Consider the following 20891-nt stretch of genomic DNA (forward strand, 5'->3'; position numbering starts at 1 on the left):
GCGCCCAGGGTCCGCGGTCACGCGAGCCGACACGTCCGGAATCGCCCGGGCGACTCCCCGAGGATCAGCCCGGGCGCACGGCGGACGCACGGCGGCGCCCGCGGAGGAGGCCGATCGCGCAGGCGGCGACCACTCCGCCGGCGAGCGCCAGGCCGGAGGAGATGCGCAGGTTCTGCGCGCCGCTGTTGGTGCCCACCCCCGCGACGCGCGCGGCGCCGAGGGCCTGCGGCACGGATCCCGGGGCGGACGACGCGGCCGCGGCCGGCGACGCCGCGTCCTCCGCGGACGGGTCGACCGCGGCCGCGTCGTCCGGCAGCGCCGGCAGCTCCGGGGTCGACGCGGGCGCGACCCGGTGCCGCGTCGCCTGCTCGTAGGCGTACGCCATCGCCAGGAGTTCGCCGTCCCGGTGCCGGGGAGCGGCGAGCTCGAGCCCGACGGGCGCGCCCCGCGACGTGAACCCGGCGGGCACGGAGATCGTGGGGATCCCGGTGTTCGCGCCGACGTCGCAGAAGGTGGTCCCCGCCCACTCCGCGGTCGCGCTCGTGGCGCTCACGGGCATCGCGAGGGCGTCGACGGCGTGCTCGACGAAGAACGCGTCCATCGCCGCCTTCCCCGCGTCCTGGGCGGCGACGCGCGCGTCGTATTCGGCGTTCGGCACGTCGGGCTGGCCGAGGAAGTGGGCGATGTCGTCGTCGGTGAGCGCGCTCGGGCGGTCGGCCATCGCGTCGGCGAACGAGAGCACGTCCGCCGGCTCCGTGCGGGCGGCGACGCGCGCCGGCCAGGTGGCCGGGGTCTCGGCGAGGAAGCGGTCGATGGACGGGCGCATGTCCATCCAGCCGCCGCTGCGGAGCGTCCCCTCCACGAACCCGCGCGTCAGCGGCACCTCCACGACCTCGGCGCCCTGCGCCTCGAGGTCGTGCACGGCCTGCTCGATGAGCGCGGTCGTCTCGGCGAGGCCGGGCTTCCCGGGGTCCTCCTCGAACGACCAGCGCACCACGCCGATCCGCTTCCCCGCGAGCGCGTCGGGGCGGAGCCCGGCCACGTAGGCGCCGGTGTCCTGGGCGTCGGCGGCGACCGTGAGCGGATCCGCGGGGTCCCGCCCCGCGAGCACCTCGAGGAGGAGGGCGGCGTCGGCGACGGTGGTGGTGAGCGGGCCGACCACGTCCTGCCGCGGCGAGAGCGGCACGACGCCGGCGGTGCTCGTGAGGCCCATCGTCGGCCGGAGGCCCACGAGGCCCTGGTGCGCGGCGGGCCCGAGCACGGATCCGCACGAGTCGGTGCCGATCCCGGCCGGCGCGTACGCCGCCGCCACCGCCGCCCCCGTGCCCCCGCTGGATCCGCTCGCGCTCCAGGAGAGGTCGTACGCGTTCGCGGTGCGCCCGCGCGCGGAGCTCAGCGTGTACGTGCCGTGCCAGGCGAACTCGGACATGTTGGTCTTCGCGAGGATTATCGCGCCGGCGGCGCGCAGCCGTGCGACGACCGTCGCGTCGTCCCGGGTCCGGTAGTCCCGGAGGGCCGCGCTGCCGGCCGTGGTGGGCATGTCGGACGTGGCGAGGTTGTCCTTGACGACGATCGGGACGCCGTGGAGCGGTCCGCGGATCGTGCCCGCCGCCCGCTCCGCGTCGCGCTCGGCGGCGGTCGCCAGCGCGGCGTCGTTCGTCGTGATGACTGCCTGGAGCCCGGGGCGGTCGTCGCGCCGGTCGTCGTAGGCGTCGATGCGCGCGAGGTAGGCGCGGGTCAGCGCGACGGACGTGGTGGCTCCCGAGTCGAGGAGCGCCACGGCGTCGGCCACCCCGAGGTCGACGACCGCGGGGGTCGTCACGGCCGCGTCCGCCGCGGGGCGGTCCGCGAGGGCCCGGGCCGCGGATGCGCCGAGGGCGTCGGCGCCGACCAGGAGGGCGAGGGCCACGGAGGACGCCGCGACCGCGCGCCCGATGCCGCCGCGCGCGCGGCGGAGGCCGGAACGGTCGCGGACGTGCGCAGGACGGCGTCGGCCAGCGGCCATGCGGGGTCCTCCAGGTGGGGGAGAGGTGTCTCCCCAGTCTGGAAACCGGGTGTTGCGAGGGCGTTTCGGGCGCGGGACGATCCCGCGTCCGGGTGCCGCGCGGCGGCGGGCAGGAGCCCCATCCGCCGGGTCAGCGCTGCTTGGGGAAGACGATCCAGAGGATCAGGTACAGCAGCACCTGCGGACCGGGCAGCACGATGGAGAGGACGAAGATCAACCGCACGAGGAACGCGCTGATGCCGAAGCGGTTCGCGAGGGCGGCGCAGACGCCGGCGATGATCTTGCCGTTGCGGGGACGCATGAGGGTGGCCATGCACCGAGCATGCCAGGGGCGGCTGCGACGATGCCGGGCGCGCGCCCCCGTGGTGGCGGTCCGTGCGCGGATCGGCTCGTCGCCGCACGCCACCTGGGCGCTCCGTGGGAATGCGTGCGATTCCTCGCATGCCGGAATTAGCGTCGATGGATGAGGATCCGAAGCCTGCCCCTCGTCCTGATCGCCTCGTCCACCGTGGTGCTGAGCTCGTGCACGGCGTCGGACGGGGGCGATGCCGTCCCGTTGCCGGCCCCGACGGCGGTCACGACGACGGAGCCCACGGCGTCCACGGAGCCGGCCGGCGCCGATGCCGACGCGTCCTCCGCGGAGACCGCGCTCGTCGCCGACTACCTCGCGGCCGTCGCGGCGGGCGACGCGGCCGCCGCGTGGGAGATGCTCACGCCGGAGGCGCAGGAGTCCGCCGCGTCCTTCGCGTCGTACTCCGGGGCGTTCGGGCGGCAGGGCACCGTGTCGCCGGAGGAGGCGGAGCGGCTGCGCGCCGTCGAGCCGTCCGTGGCGGAGGGCCCCGAGGGGGCGTTCACCCTGGTCTCCGCCGTCGACCGCGACATCGCCGACGCGTGGATCGTGCGCGACACCGACCAGGGCCTCCGGCTCGACGACCACGTGGTCCCCGCGACCGGGGCGACGCCCTACGAGTGGCGGAACCCCGCCGCCGGGCCCGAGGAGTCGAGCGGCCCGACCCCGCCCGTCGACGTCTCCCAGCCGATCACCCTGTCGTTCGCCGTCCCCGAGGGCGACGGCGGGCTCGTCGGCTTCCCGGAGGCGGCATGGGCCTGGGTCGACGGCGCGGAGGTACCCGTCGAGGTGGTGGGCCGGTCGGCGAGCCGGGAGCTCGTGCTCGATACGTCCGGGTGGAGCGACGAGGACGACGGCCGCGACGCGGTCACCGTGGTCTGGCAGGTCGGTCCGGACTCGCTCGCCTGGCGCAGCACGACCGTCGCCGCCTGATCCGGGTCGCCGGTCGGGATCGCCTGCCGAGCCGTGGGCTGGGGCTGCGGTCTGGCCGTGGGCGCTCCGCGGCGCCGTCCCCCGGTCGAATCCGACGGCTTCCCGAGAGTCCGTGATGGAGACTTTGGGCCCAAACCCATGGTGCGATACTCGAGGGGACGAGCCGGGGCTCGGCGTGTGCCCGCGGTGCCGCGGATCACGGGCGGCTCCGTGCTGCGACGCCGTCGGAGCCCCCGGAGACCGGGAGGAGCCCATGGACCCGCATCGATCGGCGCTGACCGCCGACGTCGTCGCCGCGCTGCACGCCGCGCGCGACCGCACCGCCTGCCTCGACCGCGTGCTCGCCGCGCTCCTGTCCGCCTCGTCGGCCACGGGAGCGGCGGTCGTGCTGCCGCGCGCCGCGGGGGTCGTCGTCGCGGGGGAGAGCGGGCCCGTGCTCGGCGCCCTGCTCGCGACGGCGGATCCGGCCGGCGTCGACTCCGAGGAGGCCGACGTCATCCGCATCCCCCTGGCCGAGCCGTCCGACGCGCGGCGCGACCGCGCCGGTGCGGTCGCGCTGCACCGCGCCTCCGGACCGCTCGACGCGCGCGACCGGGACGCCGCGGAGGAGATCGCCCTGCACGCGCGAATCGCGCTCGCCGCATGGGACACCGCCGAGGAGCTCGAGCGCGGCCTCGCGTCCCGGACGCTCATCGGCCAGGCGCAGGGCATCCTCATGGAGCGCTTCTCGCTCGACGCCGAACGCGCGTTCCAGGTGCTCCGCCGCTACTCGCAGGACGGCAACGTGAAGCTCGTCGAGGTCGCGCGCCGGGTCGTGCAGACGGGCGCGCTGCCGACCGTCTGACCGGTCGGGCGGCCCGAGTCACGCCGCCCGCCGTGCAGGGACCGCGCCGCACGGGCGCGCTGCGCGTCCCGCCCTACGCGGACCGCCGGGCGACCCCGCTCGGGTGGATGGGCGACACCGCTGCGAGCGGCGCGACCTCCGGCAGGGCGGCCGGCTCGCCGCGGGTCAGCTCGGTGCGCAGCTGGCCGAGGATCCGCGCGAGCAGCCGCGAGACCTGCATCTGCGTCACGCCCAGCTCGGCCGCGATCTCGCTCTGGCTGCACTCGTCGACGAAGCGCAGGTGCAGGATCCGCCGGTCGCGGTCACTGAGGATCCCGCGCGCCGCGTCCAGCAGCAGGGTGCGCTCGGCGCGCACGTAGCCCGGGTCCTCCGCCCCGAGGGTGTCGGCGAGCGACGTGCCCTCCTCCTCCTGCACGGTGAAGTCGAGCGACACGGGCCGCAGGCTCGTGTGGGCGGCCAGCGCCTCGACGACGGCCTCCCGCGGGTGGCCGGTGTGCGTCGCGAGCTCCTGGTCGGTCGGGGTGCGGCCGAGGCGCTGGGTGAGCGCGGGCACCACGGCCAGCAGTGCGTGCCGCAGCTCCTGGACCTGGCGCGGCGGCCGCACGACCCAGCCGTTGTCGCGCAGGTGCCGCTTGATCTCACCGGAGATCGTCGGGATCGCGAACGACACGAACGGCGCGCCGAACCCCGGGTCGTAGCGGCGCGCGGCCTTGACGAGCCCGAGGTACCCGACCTGGCGGAGGTCGCTCCAGTCGTGCGCGCGGCCCGAGTGCTGGCGGGCGATCCGGTCGGCGAGCTCGAGGTGGTCGAGCACGATCCGCTCGTGGAGGCGCCGGCGCTCCGCGTCCCCCGCGGGGCCCTCCGCGGCGGCCGCGGCCCGCTCGAAGCGGTCCTGCGTCACCCGGCGCTTCTCGTCCCGGACGGCGGCGAGCCCCGTCGGCGGCTCCGCCGTGCGGGAGAGGGCGACCGGCGGGCGGACGGCCGGGGCGGTGCCGTGGGCGGCCCGGCCGAGGGGCACGGGCGGGACGGCGGCGCGGGCGCGCGAGCGCAGCGTTTCGGTCACTGGGGACCCTCCGGACGAGACGGATGCGGCACGCTGCTTGACCGCTCCTCCAGAGAAGCACTGCTTCTCCGAGGTGCCTAGGTCGGGGGAGCACTTCTCCTCCTGCTTCTCCTGCTCCTCCGTCGCCCCGGGCGTGTCGGCATGCGCGGGCCTGCGGATCCGCGGGGTGCGGCGCCCCCGGGCGGGGGCGCCACCGGACCGCCGGTAGGCTCGGTCCCCGTTCCCCGCCGCCAACCCGATCGAACGGACGCCCCATGAGCCTGTTCCGCACGAAGAGCATCGAGTCGTCGCTCGCCGACGCCGCGGGAGGCGAGCGCAGCCTCACGCGCTCCCTCGGCACCTGGGACCTCATGCTGATGGGCGTGGCGGTCGCGGTCGGCGCCGGCATCTTCTCCGTCGGCGCGAAGGCCGCCGGGAACTACGCCGGTCCGTCGGTCACGCTCGCGTTCGTGCTCGCCGCGGTCACGTGCGGCCTCGCCATCATGTGCTACGCCGAGTTCGCCTCCGCCGTGCCCGTGGCGGGCAGCGCGTACACGTTCACCTACGCCACCATGGGCGAGCTGCTCGCCTGGATCATCGGCTGGGACCTCATCCTCGAGATGCTCACCGCGGCGGCCGTCATCGCCAAGTACTGGGGCATCTACCTCGAGTCGGCTCTGCAGCTCGCCGGGCTCGACATCCCCTCCACCATCACCGTGTTCGGCCTCGGCATCAGCTGGGGCGCCGTGCTCATCACCGCCGTCTTCACCGTGCTGCTCGTGCTCGGCACCAAGCTCTCCAGCCGGGTCTCGAGCGTCTTCACAGTGCTCAAGGTCGCGGTCGTCCTGTTCGTCATCGTCGTCGGCGCGTTCTACGTGAAGGCGGAGAACTACTCGCCCTTCATCCCGCCGCAGCGTCCCGCCGAGGGCGCCTCCGCGGACGTGTGGACCCAGTCCCTCTTCTCCTGGGCGAGCGGGCAGGAGCCCACGCAGTACGGCCTCTACGGCCTGCTCGCCGGCGCCTCGCTCGTCTTCTTCGCCTTCATCGGCTTCGACGTCGTCGCCACCAGCGCCGAGGAGGTGAAGGACCCGCAGCGCACCCTCCCGCGCGGCATCTTCGCCGGCCTCGCGGTCGTCACGGTCCTCTACGTGCTGGTGACCCTCGTGCTCACCGGCATGGTGCCGTACACCGTGCTCGCCGACGCGGAGGACCCGTCGCTCACCACCGCCTTCACCGCCGTGGGCGCCGGATGGGCGGCGCAGGTCATCTCCATCGGCACGCTCCTCGGCCTCACCACCGTGCTCATGGTGCTGCTGCTCGGCCTCGCCCGCGTCGTCTTCGCGATGAGCCGCGACGGGCTGCTGCCCCGCGGCCTCAGCCGCACGAGCGCCAAGCGCCGCACGCCCGTGCGGGTGCAGATCATCGCGGGCGTCGTCGTCGCGGCCCTCGCCGGCTTCACCGACGTGGGCGTGCTGGAGGAGATGATCAACATCGGCACGCTGTCCGCGTTCGTGCTCGTGAGCATCGGCGTGATCGTGCTGCGCCGCAAGCGCCCCGACATCCGCGCGTCCTTCCGGGTGCCCTTCATGCCGTGGCTGCCGATCCTCTCGGCGGTGCTCTGCATCTGGCTGATGCTGAACCTCACGACCCTCACCTGGGTCCGGTTCCTCGTGTGGCTCGCGCTCGGCTTCGCGGTCTACTTCCTCTACGGACGCCGCCACTCGGTGCTCGGCCAGGAGGAGGCGCGCCTCCGGGCGGGCGGCGACCCGGCGCCCGAGCTGCCCTCGGCGTCCACGCCGCGGGATTGAGGCCCGGCCGGCGCGGTCGGCCCTGCGCCTGGGGCCGGTCCGGCGCTGGGGTTCGTCCCGCGTCGGTCCGGCCCCGGGCCCGGTCGGGCGCCGGGACCCGCGATCCGCATCAGGTCTGGCAGCGCGGGCACCAGTAGGTGACCCGGTCCTGCGCGCCCATGCCGGGGCGCACGGGATCGCCGAGCTGGCCCTGCTGGATGCGCGTGCCGCACCGCAGGCACGGCTTGCCCGTGCGGCCGTAGACCCAGTCGGTGCGGCCGCGGCGCAGGTCGCCCGTGGTGGTGCGCTCGATGCGGTCGCGGTTGGCGCGCATGGTGCGGCGGGCGAGCGCGACCATGGCGGGCAGGTCCGGTACCTCGCGCACGGGACGCGTGGGCAGCACGCCGCGCAGGAAGCAGAGCTCGGCGCGGTACACGTTGCCGATGCCGGCCGCGTTCCGCTGGTCGAGCAGGGCGAGGCCGATGGCGCGGTCGGGCTGGGCCGAGATCCGGCGCACGACCTCCTCGGCCTGCGCGCCGTCCCAGCCGGGCCCGAGGATGTCGGGACCCAGGTGCCCCACGACCGTGTGCTCCTGGTCGCGCGGGATCACCTCCAGCACCCCGAGCGCGAACCCCACCGTCACCCGCTCCGCCGTCTCGAGCACCACCCGAGCCTCGAACGCCGGCCGGCGCCACGCGGTGCCGTGCTGGTAGATGTGCCAGGACCCCTCCATCTTGAGGTGGCTGTGGACGGTCAGGTCGCCGATGCGGTGCAGGATGTGCTTCCCCACGCTCACGACCTCGTCGACCTCCCGGCCGGTGAGGTCGAGCGTCGCGAAGGCCGGCACGCGGAAGTCGGTGCGCGTCAGCACCTGCCCCCCGATCGCCTCCTGCAGGTGGGCGGCGGTCCGGTGGACCGTGTCGCCCTCAGGCACGCGCTGCCCCCGTCACGAGCGCATCCGGAGCCCGCGCGGGGTGGCGGAGAACCCGTGCTCCTGCAGCGCCGTGCCGAGCGGCGTGCCGAGGATGAAGGCGCCGTTGACCTTCTCGATCGCGAGCTTCGCGACGCCGCCGCGCCGCACGACCTGGCCGAGCGACTCCGCAGCGGCGCGCAGCACGGCCTCGTCGCCGTCGAACAGCAGCACGGTCTTGCCGCCGCGCTCGACGTAGAGCACCAGCTCGCCGTCCACCAGCACCACGAGCGCCCCGGCCTTGCGTCCCGCGCGGTGGCCGGTGGGACGCTCGCCGCGCGCGTCGACGCTCCCGGCGGCGGCGACCGCGGTCGCGCTCGCGGTCGTCCCCGAGGGCGTCGCACCCGTCCCGCCGCCCGCGCCCGGGCCCGCCGTCGGGTCCGCGTCGTCGCCCGAGTCGGGTGCCGAGCCGTCGAGCCGCGGCCACGGCAGCGCCGCGCCGTACGCGTTCGCCGGATCCGTCGCCGCCAGCGTCAGCGCGTTCCGCGGCGGCTCGCCCGCGTCGGGGTCGCGGGTGAAGCCACGCAGCCGGTCGACCGTGCCGCCCGTGGAGAACTGCGCCGCGCCGAGCGTCTCGATGAAGTAGCCGCGCCGGGCGCGCCCGGTGTCCTCGAAGCCCGCGAGCACCTTGTAGGTGAGCGCGAAGCCGCCGGGCACGCGCTCGGTCATGACGGAGCCGCGCGTGACCACGCCGTACCGCTCGAGGAGCAGCTCGGCGGTGCCCGCCGCGCGCACGGTGGCGTCGGTCTCGGCGAGCGGCACGATCGACCAGCGCCCGGCCGCCGTCGACGGGCCGGTGCGCGTGGGCATCTCGGCGCGCGGCATGCGCCCGCCCCGGTACATGCGGCCGCGGGGCGCGCGCTGCGGCGTCTTGTGCGCCGTGGATCCGCCCGCGAGCAGCGCCCGCAGCGGCGACAGCGTGTCGTTGGTGACGAGCCCCGCCCACACCAGGTCCCAGAGGGCGGTGACGAGGGCCTTGTCGTCCGTGGACCCCACGGCGTCGCTCAGCTGCCGGAAGAAGTAGCCGCCGCCGGTGCCGAGCGTCGTGAGGATCTCGCGCTGCAGCTCGTCGGTGTCGTGCACGTCGGGCTCCGGGAGCGTCAGGGCGACCTGGTCGGCGAGGTGCAGGCTGACCCAGCCGTCGGCGCCCGCGAGCGTGCCGGCGCCCGACCAGATGACCTCGCCCGTGGACGTGAGCTCGTCGAGGAAGGCGGGCGTGTAGTCGCGCACCCGGGCCGGCAGCACGAGCGTCTCCCACGCGGAGGCGGGCACGGGCGCGCCGGCCAGCTGCTCGATGACCTGGAGCACGCCGTCGACGCCGCGGAGCCCGCGCTCGCGGTCGGCGCCGGCCACGTGCTGCCACGCCGGCAGGAAGCGCGCGAAGGCGGCCCGCTCGACGGGCTCGACCTCGCTGCGGAGCGCCGCGAGCGACCGGCTGCGGAGGCGCCGGAGCACCTCCACGTCGCACCACTCGCTGCCGGACGCCCCCGGCCGGAACTCGCCCTCCACCACGCGCCGCTGGGCGCCGAGCCGCGCGAGGGTGTCGGCGATGACCGCGGACCCCAGCCCGATGGCCGTGGCCGCGTCGGCGATGGTGAAGGGGCCGTGCGTGCGGGCGTAGCGGCCCACGAGGTCGCCCAGGGGATCGGCCACGGGCTCGACGAACGCGAGCGGCGTGCCGATGGGCAGCGGCACCCCGAGGGCGTCGCGCAGGCGGCTCGCGTCCTCGATGGCGGCGACGCGCGGACGCCCGCCGAACGAGACGCGGAGCGCGCGCTTGCCGTCGACGAGCGCGTCGAGGTGGTCGCCGGCGGACGCGGACTCCTCGGGCTCCAGGCGCGCCGCGACCTCCTCGGCGTCGAGCGGCCCGAGGATGCGCAGCAGGTCGGCCACGCCCTCGACGCCCTTCGCGCGGCGGTCGGCCGCGAGGCGCTGCAGCTCCAGCTCGGTGCGCTCGATGACGCCCGGATCCAGCAGCTCGCGCAGCTCCGCGCGGCCGAGCAGCTCCGACAGGAGGCCCGCGTCGAGCGAGAGCGCGGCGGCCCGGCGCTCGGCGAGCGGGCTGTCGCCCTCGTACATGAACGCGCCCACGTAGCTGAACAGGAGGCTGCGCGCGAACGGCGACGCGTCCTCCGTGGTGGTCTCGACGATGCGGATGCGCCGCGCCTCGATGTCCTTCGCGAGCGACGTGAGCGCGGGCAGGTCGTAGACGTCCTGCAGCACCTCGCGCACGGTCTCGAGCACGATGGGGAACGCGGGGTACTTCCGCGCGACGTCGAGCAGCTGGGACGCGCGCTGGCGCTGCTGCCAGAGCGGCGACCGGCGGCCGGGGTTGTAGCGGGGCAGCAGCAGGGCGCGGGCGGCGCACTCGCGGAACCGGGACGCGAAGAGGGCGGATCCGCCGACCTCGCGCGTGACGATGGCGTCGAGCTCGTCCGGCTCGAACACGAACAGGTCGGCCCCCGGCGGCTCGCCGTCGGTCTCGGGGATGCGCACCACGATGCCGTCGTCGTTGGCCATGGTCGCGCCGTCGATCCCGTACAGCTCGGTGACGCGCGCGCCCACCGCGAGCGCCCACGGCGCGTGCACCTGCATGCCGTAGGGGGAGTGCAGCACCACGCGCCAGTCGCCCAGCTCGTCGCGGAAGCGCTCGACCACGAGCGTGCGGTCGTTCGGCACGTGGCCGGTGGCCTTCTTCTGGTCGTCGAGGAACGCGAGGAGGTTGTTCACGGCGCGGTCGTCGAGGCCGACGCGGCCGGCGCGCGCCCGGGCGTCGTCCACCGCGGATCCCGAGAGCTCCCGCACGAACGCGCCGATGGCCCGGCCGAGCTCCAGCGGCCGGCCGAGGCCGTCGCCCTTCCAGAACGGCAGCTTGCCGGGCTCGCCGAACGCGGGCGTGACGAGCACGCGGTCGTGCGTGATCTCCTGGATCCGCCAGCTCGTGGCACCGAGCGCGAACACGTCGCCGACGCGCGACTCGTAGACCATCTCCTCGTCGAGCTCGCCCACGCGCGACGCCTTCTCGCCCACCATGAACACGCCGAACAGGCCGCGGTCGGGGATGGTGCCGCCGGAGGTGACGGCGAGCCGCTGCGCGCCCGGCCTCCCCTCGATGGTGCCCTCGTCGCGGTCCCAGACGATGCGGGGCCGCAGCTCGGCGAACTCGTCCGACGGGTAGCGGCCGCTCAGCAGGTCGAGCGTGGCCTCGTAGGCCGAGCGCGGCAGCGTCGCGAACGGCGCGCTGCGCCGGACGGTGTCGAACCACTCCTCGACGCCCACCGACTCGAGCGCGACGGCCGCGACGGTCTGCTGCGCGAGCACGTCGAGGGGGTTCGCGGGCACGCGCAGCGACTCGATCTGCCCGCTCGCCATGCGCTCCGCGGCGACGGCCGAGTGGATGAGGTCGGCCCGGTGCTTGGGGAAGATGACGCCGCGGGAGACCTCGCCCACCTGGTGCCCGGCGCGGCCGACGCGCTGCAGGCCGCTCGCGACCGACGGCGGGGCCTCCACCTGCACGACGAGGTCGACGTCGCCCATGTCGATGCCGAGCTCCAGGCTCGAGGTGGCGACCACGCACCGCAGCCGCCCCGACTTCAGGTCGTCCTCGATGAGGGCGCGCTGCTCCTTCGAGACGGACCCGTGGTGCGCCTTGGCGAGCACGGGATCCGCGCCCTCGGTGCTCCCGGCCTGCGCCATGACCTCCGCGGGCGGACGGGCAGGTGCGCGCCGGGTTGCGGAGGAGGCGGTGGCGTCGACGGGCCGGGACGCCCCGGACGCGGCCGCCGCACCCGCCAGCACGGGCACGGCGTCGGCCTCGGCGCCCGCGGACCCGGCGACGATCGCGCGTCCCTGGGCGTCGATCCGCCCGTCCTCGATGCGCCCCGCGTAGATCTCGTTGAGGCGGGCCGTGAGCCGCTCCGCGAGCCGCCGGCTGTTCGTGAAGACGATGGACGACGTGTGCTGGAGCACGAGGTCGACGATGCCCTCCTCCACGTGCGGCCAGATGGACCCCTGCTGCGGCTCGCCCTGCGCCGCCGATCCCTCGAGCGGCGCGGTGGTGCCGAGCTCGGTCATGTCGTCGACCGGCACGACGACGCGGAGGTCGAACTCCTTGGTGTTCCTCGGCGACACGATGGTGACGGGCGAGCGCCCGCCCAGGAACCGCGCCACCTCCTCGGGCGGCCGCACCGTGGCCGACAGCCCGATCCGCTGGGCGGGCTTCTCGAGCAGCGCGTCGAGCCGCTCCAGCGACAGCGCGAGGTGGCTGCCGCGCTTGGTGGCGGCGACCGCGTGCACCTCGTCGACGATGACCGTCTCGACCCCCGCGAGCGTCTCCCGCGCGGCCGAGGTGAGCATGAGGAACAGCGACTCGGGCGTGGTGATGAGGATGTCCGGCGGCGTCCTCGCGAGCGCGCGGCGGTCGCCGGCCGGGGTGTCGCCCGAGCGCACGCCCACGGTGACCTCGGGCGGCTCGGCCCCCAGCCGCTTCGCGGTCTGCACGATGCCCACGAGCGGCGAGCGGAGGTTGCGCTCCACGTCGACCGCGAGCGCCTTCAGGGGCGAGATGTAGAGGACGCGCGTGCGCCGCATCGGATCCTCCGGCGCGGGTCGCGAGGCGAGCCGGTCGATGGACCAGAGGAACGCCGCGAGCGTCTTGCCGGATCCGGTGGGCGCCACGACGAGCGCGTGCGACCCCTTCTGCACCGCGTCCCACGCACCGGTCTGCGCGGCGGTCGGGCCGGGGAACGCGCCCTGGAACCACTCCCGGGTGGCCGGCGAGAAGCGCGCGAGGACGTCATCCATCCGCTCATCCTCCTCCGTGCCACCGACATCCACCGCGGGCCCGCGCTCGGCGGACGAGCCTGCGCTCGGCGGACGGGGCCGGACTCGGCGGATGGGGCCGGACGCCGGGGCGCGCGGCGCCACCGCCGCGCGCCCGACGGGCCGATCAGCCCGCGTGCTCCCGGATGAACGCGGACACGTCCCGGAGCTCCGGCGCGGACACCGAGTGCGGCAGGTCCTCGTAGATGCGCTCGGTGAGGTCCGTGTGGCCGCCGATCCAGGCGCGCGTGCGGGCGACGGCGGAGTCGGGGATCACCGCGTCGGCGGTGCCACGGCCCCAGAAGACGGGCGTGCGGTCGGCCGCCAGCGCGACGTCGCCCGCGTGCTCGCCGCGTACGGAGAAGCCGCTGAGCTGCACGGCGTAGGAGAAGCGCCCGGGCGCGTTCCGCAGGAGCTGGAGCGCGGTCGCGCCGCCCTGGCTGAAGCCGAGGAGGCCGACCGAGCGCGGCGTCGCGGGCAGCCCGTCGAGCCAGTCGAGCACCCCCTGCGCGGCGGCGTCGGCGGCGGCCGGATCCGGGTCGCCGGTCGATCCCGGCACGATCGGGAACCACGCGTGGCCGCCCTGCAGGGCGATCGGCGCCCGCAGCGACGCGACCACCGGCCCGAGCGGCAGGTACGGCGAGAGCCCGAAGAGGTCGCCCTCGTGCGACCCGTACCCGTGCAGCAGCACGAGCAGCGGCCGGTCGGCGAGCTCGGCGGTGGAGGCCGACCAGAGGACGGCGTCGGGATCCAGCGGCAGTGCGGTCACGGTGTCCTCGGGGGCGGCGGCGGATGGGCGGACGCGGGGTCGTCCGGCGCGCCCATCCTCGCATCCGCCCCCGTGGATCCGGTCCGCGCGCCGGGTGGCCGCCGCGCTCCGGCGGTGGGTGACAATGGACCATGACCGTTCGCACCCCGGACCCGAACATCCCCGACCCGAACTCCGGCTGGCTGTCGGACGTGGAGCTGGCGCAGATCCGGCAGCGCCTGCCCCTGCTCTACGTCGAGGCCGTCCCCGTGCGGGTCGACGGCGTGGGCCGCGTGAAGGACATCGGCGTGCTGCTGCGCGCGACGGCGACCGGCCAGATGACGCGCATGCTCGTCTCGGGCCGCGTGATGTACGGCGAGACCCTGCGCGACGCGCTCTTCCGCCACCTCGAGAAGGACCTCGGGCCGATGGCGTTCCCGCAGCTGCCCGCGAGCCCGACGCCGTTCTCGGTGGCCGAGTACTTCCCGTTCCCCGGTGCGAGCCCGTTCACGGACGAGCGGCAGCACGCCGTCTCGCTGGCGTACGTGGTGCCGGTCACGGGCACGTGCGATCCCCGCCAGGACGCCCTCGAGATCACCTGGATGACCCCGGAGGAGGCGGCCTCCGACGCCGTCTCGGCCGACATGGAGGGCGGCCGCGGCGCCCTGCTCCGCGCGGCCCTCGCCTCCGTGGGCGTGCTGCCCTAGCCCGATCCGCCCGATCCGCCCGATCCGGCCGCTCCAGCCGCTCAGACCGCGGCGGCCCGCGTCGCGGACGGCGGCTCGAGGTAGTGGCGGCGCAGGTCCTCGAAGGCCGCGCTCGCCCCCGCGCCCACGCCGTAGCAGCGCTGCACGTGCAGGCCGTCCATGGCGGACAGCACGACGGCCGCGGCGGATCCCGGGTCGAGCTCCGGGTCGATGAGCCCGCGTGCCTGGTCGACGACCACGCCCGCCGTGATGCGCTCGAGCTCGCGCGACCGGCGCTCCCGGAACAGGTCGTGCAGCGGGTGGCCCGATGCGGAGGCCTCCGAGGAGACGACGGCGATGACGCGCGTGAGGCACGCGCTCTGCTCCCCGTCGGCGATGACGACGGCCGCGTGCTCGGCGACGCTGCGCGGCCGGTGGGTCTCGACGGCGGACGCGAGGCGCTCCTCGCGGCGCTCCAGCACGGCGAGCAGCAGCTCCTCCTTGCCCGTGAAGTGGTGCAGGAGGCCGGCCGGCGTGATCTGCGCCCGCGCGGCGATCTCCCGGAGGGAGCTGCCGCGGTACCCCTGCTCCGCGAACACCTCGATGGCGGTGCGGATGAGGAGCTCCCTGCGCTCCAGGCCCTTGCGGTAGGGGCCACGGGTGGCGAGGGCGGCGCGTGTCATCCGCACAAGATATCCGGATGCCGCCGCGGGCCCCGGCGACCGTCCCCAGGCAGGCCCGCGGGGCCGGGGCGCGCCCGCGTCGGGACGGCCCGGCTCGACACGACCGAGGGCCCCCGTCGGTGACGGGGGCCCTCGGCCTCATGCCGACGCGCGCTGCGCGTCGTGCGGTCTAGCGTCCGCTGGAGACGCGGCGGTGGGTGCGCGCCCGGCCGCCGGCCGCTGCGCCGCCGGCGGCCGCGGGGCGGTCCTGGCGGGGACGCGAGGGAGCGGCGGACGAGCCGCCGCCGAAGCCCTCGGACGAGGTGCTGAAGGTGCGGGGCGTACCGCCGCGCTGTCCGCCCGAGGCGCCGTCGCGGCGACCCGACGCGGCGCCCTCGCGGCGGCCGCCGACGGGCGCACCGTCGCGGGCCGCGCGCTTGCGCTGCGCGTTGGCGCCCTGCGAGCGTCCGCCGCCGTTGGCGCGGCCGCCCTGCGACTGGCGCTGGGTGGCCTCGCGCACCGACTTCGTCTCGCGCGACGCGGGCTTCACGTACGCCGCGACGGCGCCCGTCAGCTCGGCCACGGCGGGCGAGGTCTGGGTGACCTGCTGCGGGGTGACGTGGATGTCGGCCTTGCGCATGAGGAGCTGCACGTCCTTGCGCTGCGCCGGCAGCATGATCGTGACGACGTCGCCCGCGGACCCCGCGCGCGCCGTGCGGCCCGAGCGGTGCAGGTACGCCTTGTGCTCGGCCGGCGGGTCGACGTGGATCACGAGCTCGATGTCGTCGACGTGCACGCCGCGCGCCGCGACGTCGGTGGCCACGAGGACCTTGACGTCGCCCGCGGCGAACGCGGCGAGGTTGCGGTCGCGGGCGACCTGCGAGAGGTTGCCGTGCAGGTCCACCGACGGGATGCCCGCGTCGGTGAGCTGCTTCGCGAGCTTCTTGGCGTGGTGCTTGGTGCGCATGAAGAGGATGCGGCGGCCGGTACCGCCCGCGAGCTTCTGCACGAGGAGGCGCTTGGCCTCCACGTCGGACGCCTCGAAGACGTGGTGCGTCATGGCGGCGACGGGCGAGTTCGCCTCGTCCACGGAGTGCAGCACCTGGTCGTGCAGGTAGCGGCGGACGAGCTTGTCCACGCCGTTGTCGAGCGTGGCGGAGAACAGCATGCGCTGGCCGGTGTTCGGGGTCTTGTCGAGGATCCGCGTGACGACGGGCAGGAAGCCCAGGTCGGCCATGTGGTCGGCCTCGTCGAGGACCGTGATCTCCACGGCGTCGAGGTTCACGAAGCCCTGCTTCATGAGGTCCTCGAGGCGGCCGGGGCACGCCACGACCACGTCGACGCCGGCCTTGAGGGCCGCGACCTGGCGCTGCTGCGAGACGCCGCCGAAGATCGTGGTGGTCGTCAGGTCGTACGCCTCGGCCAGCGGCGCCATGGCGGCCGTGATCTGCGTGGCGAGCTCGCGGGTCGGCGCGAGGATGAGGCCGAGCGGGCGGCCCGGGCGGCGACGGCCGCCGGCGAGCCCGCCGCCGAGGCGGGCGATCATCGGGATGGCGAACGCCAGCGTCTTGCCGGAGCCCGTCTTCCCGCGGCCGAGCACGTCGCGGCCGTTCAGGGTGTCGGGGAGGGTGTCGACCTGGATGGGGAACGGCGTGGTGATGCCGTTCGCCGTGAGGGCCGAGACGAGGGGAGCGGGCACGCCGAGCGCGCCGAAGGTGTCAGTGGACATGCGGGGGAGTTGCCTTCCAGGCAGGGGTCCGCCCCGGCGTGCGGGTCAGCCGGTGGGCGGACACGCACGGAAGCGGAGGATGGCGAAGGCGCCGATGGGCGCATCCGTTCGCCAAAAGAAAGATGTCACCCGCACCCGTCGGCCGGTGTCGGCGATCTGATCGGGGCGAGGAGGGAACGCGTTCTCTCGACGCAGGGAGCACGATGATGTGCTCGCAAGTACCCCCACCCTAGCGTCAGTCCTGGGAGAACGCCATCTCGCCCACGGGCACCTCGAAGTCGAGGACGTTCCCGGGCGGCGCCAGCGGGCAGGCCCAGGCCGGGTCGTAGGCGCACGACGGGTTGTACGCGAAGTTCAGGTCGACGACGATCGCGCCGGGCGCGGCGGAACCGAGGTCCGACCCCTTCACGGTGTCGAGCAGGTAGCGGCCGCCCCCGTAGGTGCCGCCCTCGCGCCGGTGCGACGCGTCCTTCACGGGCAGGTGCAGGCCGCCGCCGTAGCTCGCGAGGCGCCACACGTCGAGGCTCCCGCCGTCACGGCCGTCGGCCGCCGGCAGGTGCACGGAGCCGAGCAGCTCGAACGGCACGACGCCGTCCGTGCCGGTCTCGACCTCGTGGCGCTCGTCGCCCCGGTCGTCGTGGACCTCCAGCTCGAACCGCCAGGCCGGGTCGTAGGCGGCCACGTCGAGCCGCTCGAAGTCGGCGCGGTGCTCGGGCAGGAGCGGCGTCGCGGGGTGGCTGCGGAACATGTCGTCGCGCGTGCGGCGCCAGAGCGCGTGGGCGCCGGCGGGATCCGTCTGCGCGAGCCAGCGCACCTCCGCGTACATCTCGTGCGTGCGGCGGCGCCAGTCGGCGACGTGGAGGGCGGTGGCGGCGGAGGGCATGGGGCCACCGTACGCGGACGGGCGGTCCGCCTCGGATCCGGCGGCGCGGGACGTCAGCCCGCGGACACGTCCGCGGCGGGGGAGGCGTCGCCGTCGGGCCCGGCCTCGGGCTCCCAGTCGTACGCCCACGTGGGCGCGAGCTGCCGCAGGCGGAACGCGCGCCACTGCCAGAACGCCCAGAAGGTGGGCCACATCGCGGGGCCGAGGAGGCCCGCCTCGAACTCGAGCTGGTCGCGGAAGAGCGTCTTGAGGCGGCCGTCGGCGTCGGGGCCGGCGGGATCCGCGGAGACGGCCATGCTGTGCCGCATGCTCGTGGGGATCGCCATGAGGCCGGAGAGCCCGTGCCCGTCGTCCCGCACGATGCGGACGCCCTCGACGCGCGGCTTCATGTCGCGCAGCCGGATGCTCTGACGTCCCGCGGTGACCGGGCCCGCCTGCATGGCGGCGACGTGCTCGCGGCCGTCCCAGCTGGAGGGGAACCCGCCGTCCTCGAGGGGGACGAAGTCGACGAGCGGGCCCGCGACCTCCCGCATGACGGTCGGCGAGTGGAGCGCGCGCCAGGCGGCGTCGGGATCGCAGTCGAGGATGGTCTTCAGCAGCACGCGCATGACCCCAGTGTGCTCCGCGCGGCTGGGCGTGCCCGACGGCCGGCCGCCGTGGGACAGGATGGGACGGACATGATCAGGTACTGGGTGGGCGTCGTCTCGCGCGACCGCGTGCTCGACGGCCTGGACCTCGGCATCGCGCAGGTCAACCGCGGGGCGCGCGAGCCCGTCGAGCGGCTCGGCGAGGCCGACGGCTTCGTCTACTACTCGCCGCGAGAGTCCTACCCGGACGGGCAGCTCCTCCGCTCCTTCACCGCCATCGGCCGCGTCGCCGACGCCGCCCCGTACCAGGGCCGCGTGGGCGAGTGGCGCCCGTGGCGGCGGCGGATGGACTGGGACCTCGGCGCGGTCGACGCCCCCATCCGCCCGCTCGTCCCCGTGCTCGACTTCACGCGCGACGCCCTCGAGTGGGGCCGGAAGCTCGCGCCCGGGCTCCTCGAGATCTCCCGCGACGACTTCGAGGTGATCCGCCAGGCCATGCGCCGCGGGACGCCCGAGCCGTCCCGCCGCGTCATCCGCGGAGGTGCGGGCCCGTGGACGCCCGTAGCATCGGATCGTGACCTCCTCCGCTGACGCCGCGCACCCCGACCCGTCGACGCAGGCCCGCTACCAGGTCCGGCTCGACGGCGGCGTGGCCGGCGCCCGCCGCATTGCCGGCGGCGCCGACGTCATCGTCTGGGTCGACGCCCTGCCCTCCGTCCCGCCGCCCACCGCGGCCCGCCGCGACGAGGTGCTCGCGACCATGCCGGCGCGTCCGGCCGTGGTGAGCGCGGGGCTCGCCGACGCGGCCCCCGTCGCCGCGTGGATCCTCGCGCTCCAGGAGGCGCTCGGCCGGCGTGCGTACGTGGCCGTCGTCCCCGCGGGAGCGGTCGAGGCCGACGGGTCGTGGCGCGCGTGCGCCGAGGACCAGCTCGCGGCCGGCGCCGTGGTCGACGCGCTCGCCGCCCTCGGCCTCGACGCGTCGTCCCCGGAGGCGGCCGTGGCGTGCGCCGCGTACCAGCAGCTGCGCCCGGCCGTCGGGCACCTCGTGACCGCGGGCGTCTCCGCCCGCCGCCTCGAGGCGGCCGGGCACGGCGAGCTGGTGTCCGCGTCCCTCGCCGCCGGACCCGCCGACGTCGTCGTGCACCGCCTCCACCGCGACGCCTGAGCGGTCGCGGGCCGCGGAGGGCCGCGCCGCGCCCGGCGTCGGCATCCGCTCGCGGTCGTCGCGGAATGGGCGCCCAGGAGCGTGTGTTCCCCTGTGCAGCAGGCGCCGCACCGTCACGACGCCCGGAACCGGAACCGGAAGGTCATCACATGAAGGCACAGCTCAACGGCGTCACCGTCGCCGAGGCCCCGAAGGACGAGCTCATCGAGATCGAGGGCAACTGGTACTTCCCGCCGCAGAGCGTGGACATGTCGCTCCTCACCGAGAGCTCCACGCCCTACCACTGCCCGTGGAAGGGCGACACGCAGTACTACTCCGTGAAGGACGGCGACACCCTGCTGCAGGACCGCGCCTGGTCGTACCCGACGCCCATCCCGTCGTCGTTCGACCGCGTCGGCCGCGACTACAGCGGCTACGTCGCGTTCTGGAAGGAGGTCCGCGTCGGCGAGTGACGCGGATCGGCCGCGACGGCCCGGGGGCTCAGGCTCCCGGGCCGTCGCCGTCCGCGGGCGCTGCCGGGCGGGGGGCGGCGGGGTCGGTGGATCGCTGCGGCACCACGCGCGCCGGGATCCCCGTGCGCCGCTCCCGAAGCTGCCGTGCGCGGTGGGCGCGCACCTTCGCGCGGTTCCCGCAGCGCCGCATCGAGCACCAGCGCCGCGTCCCCGAGCGCGTCGTGTCGAGGTAGAGGACGGTGCAGTCCTCCGCCGAGCAGCGGTGGATCCGCTCGGATCCCGCCCCGAAGACCGCGACCGCGTCGCGTGCCGCGGTAGCCAGGGCCTGCGCGGGCCGGGCGAGCGCGCGGCCGGCCTGGCGGGATCCGCCCCCGAGCGCGGGCGGCAGGTCGGGCGTGGCCGCGTACAGGTTCAGGACGTCCACGTCCCGGGGCGCCGGCTCGCCGCCGTCGGCCAGGGCGGACGCGATGTCGCCGACGGCCTGCCGGAGCGTGCGGGCGTCCGCGAGGTCGCGCTCGGTCGGCTCGGAGACGGCCGCGAGGTGCTCGCCGAGCCACGCGCCGAGGGCCGCGGCGTCCGGCAGCGCCTCGCGCGGCGCGGGATCCCCGAGCGCCCCCGTGTAGGCGAGGTCGAGGCTCACGGCGCCCGTGTCGAGGAACCAGCGCAGGCCGTCGGGGTCGGTGATCCACTGGCCGGTCGGCCGCTCCGATCCCGGCGCCCGGCTCACGCGGCGCCCTCCCGCGCGGACGACGCGGCGGCGCCGGACGGCACCGCGCGCCTAGTCCAGGCGATGAGGTGCGCGGCCTCGAAGCGGCGCGAGCACACCCCGCAGGCGAGCGGGCGGGTGGGCTTCCGGTAGCGGAAGTGCGCGTGCCCGGCGGGGCACGCGCCCACCCAGGGCGCGAGCTCCTCGGCCACCTGGCCGGAGTGCAGCCGCGACCCCTCGTAGCCGAGCTCCGCCGCCTGGGCCTTCCACCGCGGGCCGTGGCCGGCACGGGACCCGGCGAGCGCGTGCGCGACCTCGTGCAGCAGCACCTGGTGGATCTCGTCGTCCGCGAAGCGCCCGGCCAGGTGCCGGGAGACGGTGATGCGCCGGTCGCCGTAGTGGCAGGCGCCCGCGCGCGTGCGCGCGTGGTCGAAGTCGAACGACCACGACGGGTCGAGGTGCAGCGCGATCAGGGCGTCGGCCCAGATCCGCACGCGGGCGAGGTCAGCCACGGCCGGCCGT

The 20891-nt window shown here is 75.6% G+C and carries 19 protein-coding genes; 7 read left to right on the forward strand and 12 right to left on the reverse strand.

Annotated features, from left to right (window positions below; translation table 11 throughout):
• Positions 1 to 64: 64 nt before the first annotated feature.
• Together AC07VC_RS03150 and AC07VC_RS03155 are read right to left on the reverse strand one after the other, a co-directional pair.
• A complete protein-coding gene (locus AC07VC_RS03150) occupies positions 65 to 2005 on the reverse strand; it encodes an amidase (protein ID WP_494674454.1) in 1941 nt (646 codons plus the stop codon).
• Between the two features lie 130 nt (positions 2006 to 2135).
• Entirely contained in the window at positions 2136 to 2318 is a 183-nt protein-coding gene (locus AC07VC_RS03155) for a PspC domain-containing protein (protein WP_094116614.1), read from the reverse strand.
• A 150-nt stretch (positions 2319 to 2468) separates the two neighbouring features.
• On the opposite strand from AC07VC_RS03155, the gene AC07VC_RS03160 reads away from it, so the two are divergent.
• Both AC07VC_RS03160 and AC07VC_RS03165 read left to right on the forward strand, forming a co-directional pair.
• Positions 2469 to 3287 (forward strand): hypothetical protein, encoded by an 819-nt coding sequence (locus tag AC07VC_RS03160; protein ID WP_494674453.1) that lies wholly within the window; start codon positions 2469 to 2471, stop codon positions 3285 to 3287.
• Positions 3288 to 3540: 253 nt separating this feature from the next.
• Complete coding sequence (locus AC07VC_RS03165; protein ID WP_494674452.1) at positions 3541 to 4131, forward strand: ANTAR domain-containing protein; 591 nt, start codon at positions 3541 to 3543, stop codon at positions 4129 to 4131.
• A 73-nt stretch (positions 4132 to 4204) separates the two neighbouring features.
• Here AC07VC_RS03165 and AC07VC_RS03170 read toward each other — a convergent pair whose 3' ends face one another.
• The gene (locus tag AC07VC_RS03170; RefSeq protein WP_317230863.1) at positions 4205 to 5194 is read right to left on the reverse strand and encodes a sigma-70 family RNA polymerase sigma factor; all 990 of its coding nucleotides are present in this window, start codon (positions 5192 to 5194) and stop codon (positions 4205 to 4207) included.
• Positions 5195 to 5448: 254 nt separating this feature from the next.
• Here AC07VC_RS03170 and AC07VC_RS03175 point away from each other — a divergent pair, with 254 nt between their 5' ends.
• Entirely contained in the window at positions 5449 to 6981 is a 1533-nt protein-coding gene (locus AC07VC_RS03175; RefSeq protein ID WP_494674451.1) for an amino acid permease, read from the forward strand.
• A gap of 109 nt (positions 6982 to 7090) precedes the next feature.
• Here the strand turns inward: AC07VC_RS03175 and AC07VC_RS03180 are convergent, their stop codons facing one another.
• From AC07VC_RS03180 to AC07VC_RS03190, 3 genes are all read right to left on the reverse strand, one after another.
• A complete protein-coding gene (locus tag AC07VC_RS03180; RefSeq protein WP_494674450.1) occupies positions 7091 to 7894 on the reverse strand; it encodes an Fpg/Nei family DNA glycosylase in 804 nt (267 codons plus the stop codon).
• A gap of 12 nt (positions 7895 to 7906) precedes the next feature.
• Complete coding sequence (locus AC07VC_RS03185) at positions 7907 to 12733, reverse strand: Lhr family ATP-dependent helicase (RefSeq protein ID WP_494674449.1); 4827 nt, start codon at positions 12731 to 12733, stop codon at positions 7907 to 7909.
• A gap of 145 nt (positions 12734 to 12878) precedes the next feature.
• The gene (locus AC07VC_RS03190) at positions 12879 to 13520 is read right to left on the reverse strand and encodes an alpha/beta hydrolase (protein WP_317230587.1); all 642 of its coding nucleotides are present in this window, start codon (positions 13518 to 13520) and stop codon (positions 12879 to 12881) included.
• A 131-nt stretch (positions 13521 to 13651) separates the two neighbouring features.
• On the opposite strand from AC07VC_RS03190, the gene AC07VC_RS03195 reads away from it, so the two are divergent.
• Complete coding sequence (locus tag AC07VC_RS03195) at positions 13652 to 14206, forward strand: NUDIX hydrolase family protein (protein ID WP_094116608.1); 555 nt, start codon at positions 13652 to 13654, stop codon at positions 14204 to 14206.
• Between the two features lie 41 nt (positions 14207 to 14247).
• Here the strand turns inward: AC07VC_RS03195 and AC07VC_RS03200 are convergent, their stop codons facing one another.
• The 4 genes from AC07VC_RS03200 to AC07VC_RS03215 all read right to left on the reverse strand — a co-directional run bounded on the left by AC07VC_RS03200 (position 14248) and on the right by AC07VC_RS03215 (position 18067).
• Positions 14248 to 14868 (reverse strand): TetR/AcrR family transcriptional regulator, encoded by a 621-nt coding sequence (locus AC07VC_RS03200; protein ID WP_317230586.1) that lies wholly within the window; start codon positions 14866 to 14868, stop codon positions 14248 to 14250.
• Positions 14869 to 15037: 169 nt separating this feature from the next.
• Complete coding sequence (locus tag AC07VC_RS03205; protein ID WP_494674448.1) at positions 15038 to 16576, reverse strand: DEAD/DEAH box helicase; 1539 nt, start codon at positions 16574 to 16576, stop codon at positions 15038 to 15040.
• Between the two features lie 235 nt (positions 16577 to 16811).
• The gene (locus AC07VC_RS03210) at positions 16812 to 17459 is read right to left on the reverse strand and encodes a DUF1684 domain-containing protein (protein WP_494674447.1); all 648 of its coding nucleotides are present in this window, start codon (positions 17457 to 17459) and stop codon (positions 16812 to 16814) included.
• 53 nt (positions 17460 to 17512) lie between these two features.
• Positions 17513 to 18067 (reverse strand): hypothetical protein, encoded by a 555-nt coding sequence (locus AC07VC_RS03215; RefSeq protein WP_317231035.1) that lies wholly within the window; start codon positions 18065 to 18067, stop codon positions 17513 to 17515.
• A 69-nt stretch (positions 18068 to 18136) separates the two neighbouring features.
• On the opposite strand from AC07VC_RS03215, the gene AC07VC_RS03220 reads away from it, so the two are divergent.
• The 3 genes from AC07VC_RS03220 (at position 18137) to AC07VC_RS03230 (ending at position 19663) form a co-directional block, all read left to right on the forward strand.
• Entirely contained in the window at positions 18137 to 18637 is a 501-nt protein-coding gene (locus tag AC07VC_RS03220; protein WP_494674446.1) for an EVE domain-containing protein, read from the forward strand.
• Positions 18621 to 19211 carry a 2-phosphosulfolactate phosphatase gene (locus AC07VC_RS03225; protein ID WP_494674445.1) on the forward strand — a complete coding sequence of 197 codons (591 nt, stop codon included), beginning with the start codon at positions 18621 to 18623 and terminating at the stop codon, positions 19209 to 19211. Before AC07VC_RS03220 ends, AC07VC_RS03225 begins: the two co-directional genes overlap by 17 nt.
• A gap of 65 nt (positions 19212 to 19276) precedes the next feature.
• Positions 19277 to 19663: a DUF427 domain-containing protein gene (locus tag AC07VC_RS03230; RefSeq protein ID WP_494674444.1), complete on the forward strand. Its 387-nt coding sequence runs from the start codon at positions 19277 to 19279 to the stop codon at positions 19661 to 19663.
• 28 nt (positions 19664 to 19691) lie between these two features.
• Here AC07VC_RS03230 and AC07VC_RS03235 read toward each other — a convergent pair whose 3' ends face one another.
• Positions 19692 to 20390, reverse strand: coding sequence for a CGNR zinc finger domain-containing protein (locus AC07VC_RS03235; protein ID WP_494674443.1), 699 nt, complete (start codon positions 20388 to 20390; stop codon positions 19692 to 19694).
• Positions 20387 to 20881, reverse strand: coding sequence for a SprT-like domain-containing protein (locus AC07VC_RS03240; protein ID WP_494674442.1), 495 nt, complete (start codon positions 20879 to 20881; stop codon positions 20387 to 20389). The genes AC07VC_RS03235 and AC07VC_RS03240 overlap by 4 nt, the downstream gene beginning before the upstream one ends.
• Positions 20882 to 20891 lie beyond the last annotated feature (10 nt).

The sequence above is a fragment of the Clavibacter sp. GW821-FHT01D01 genome, assembly GCF_059422605.1.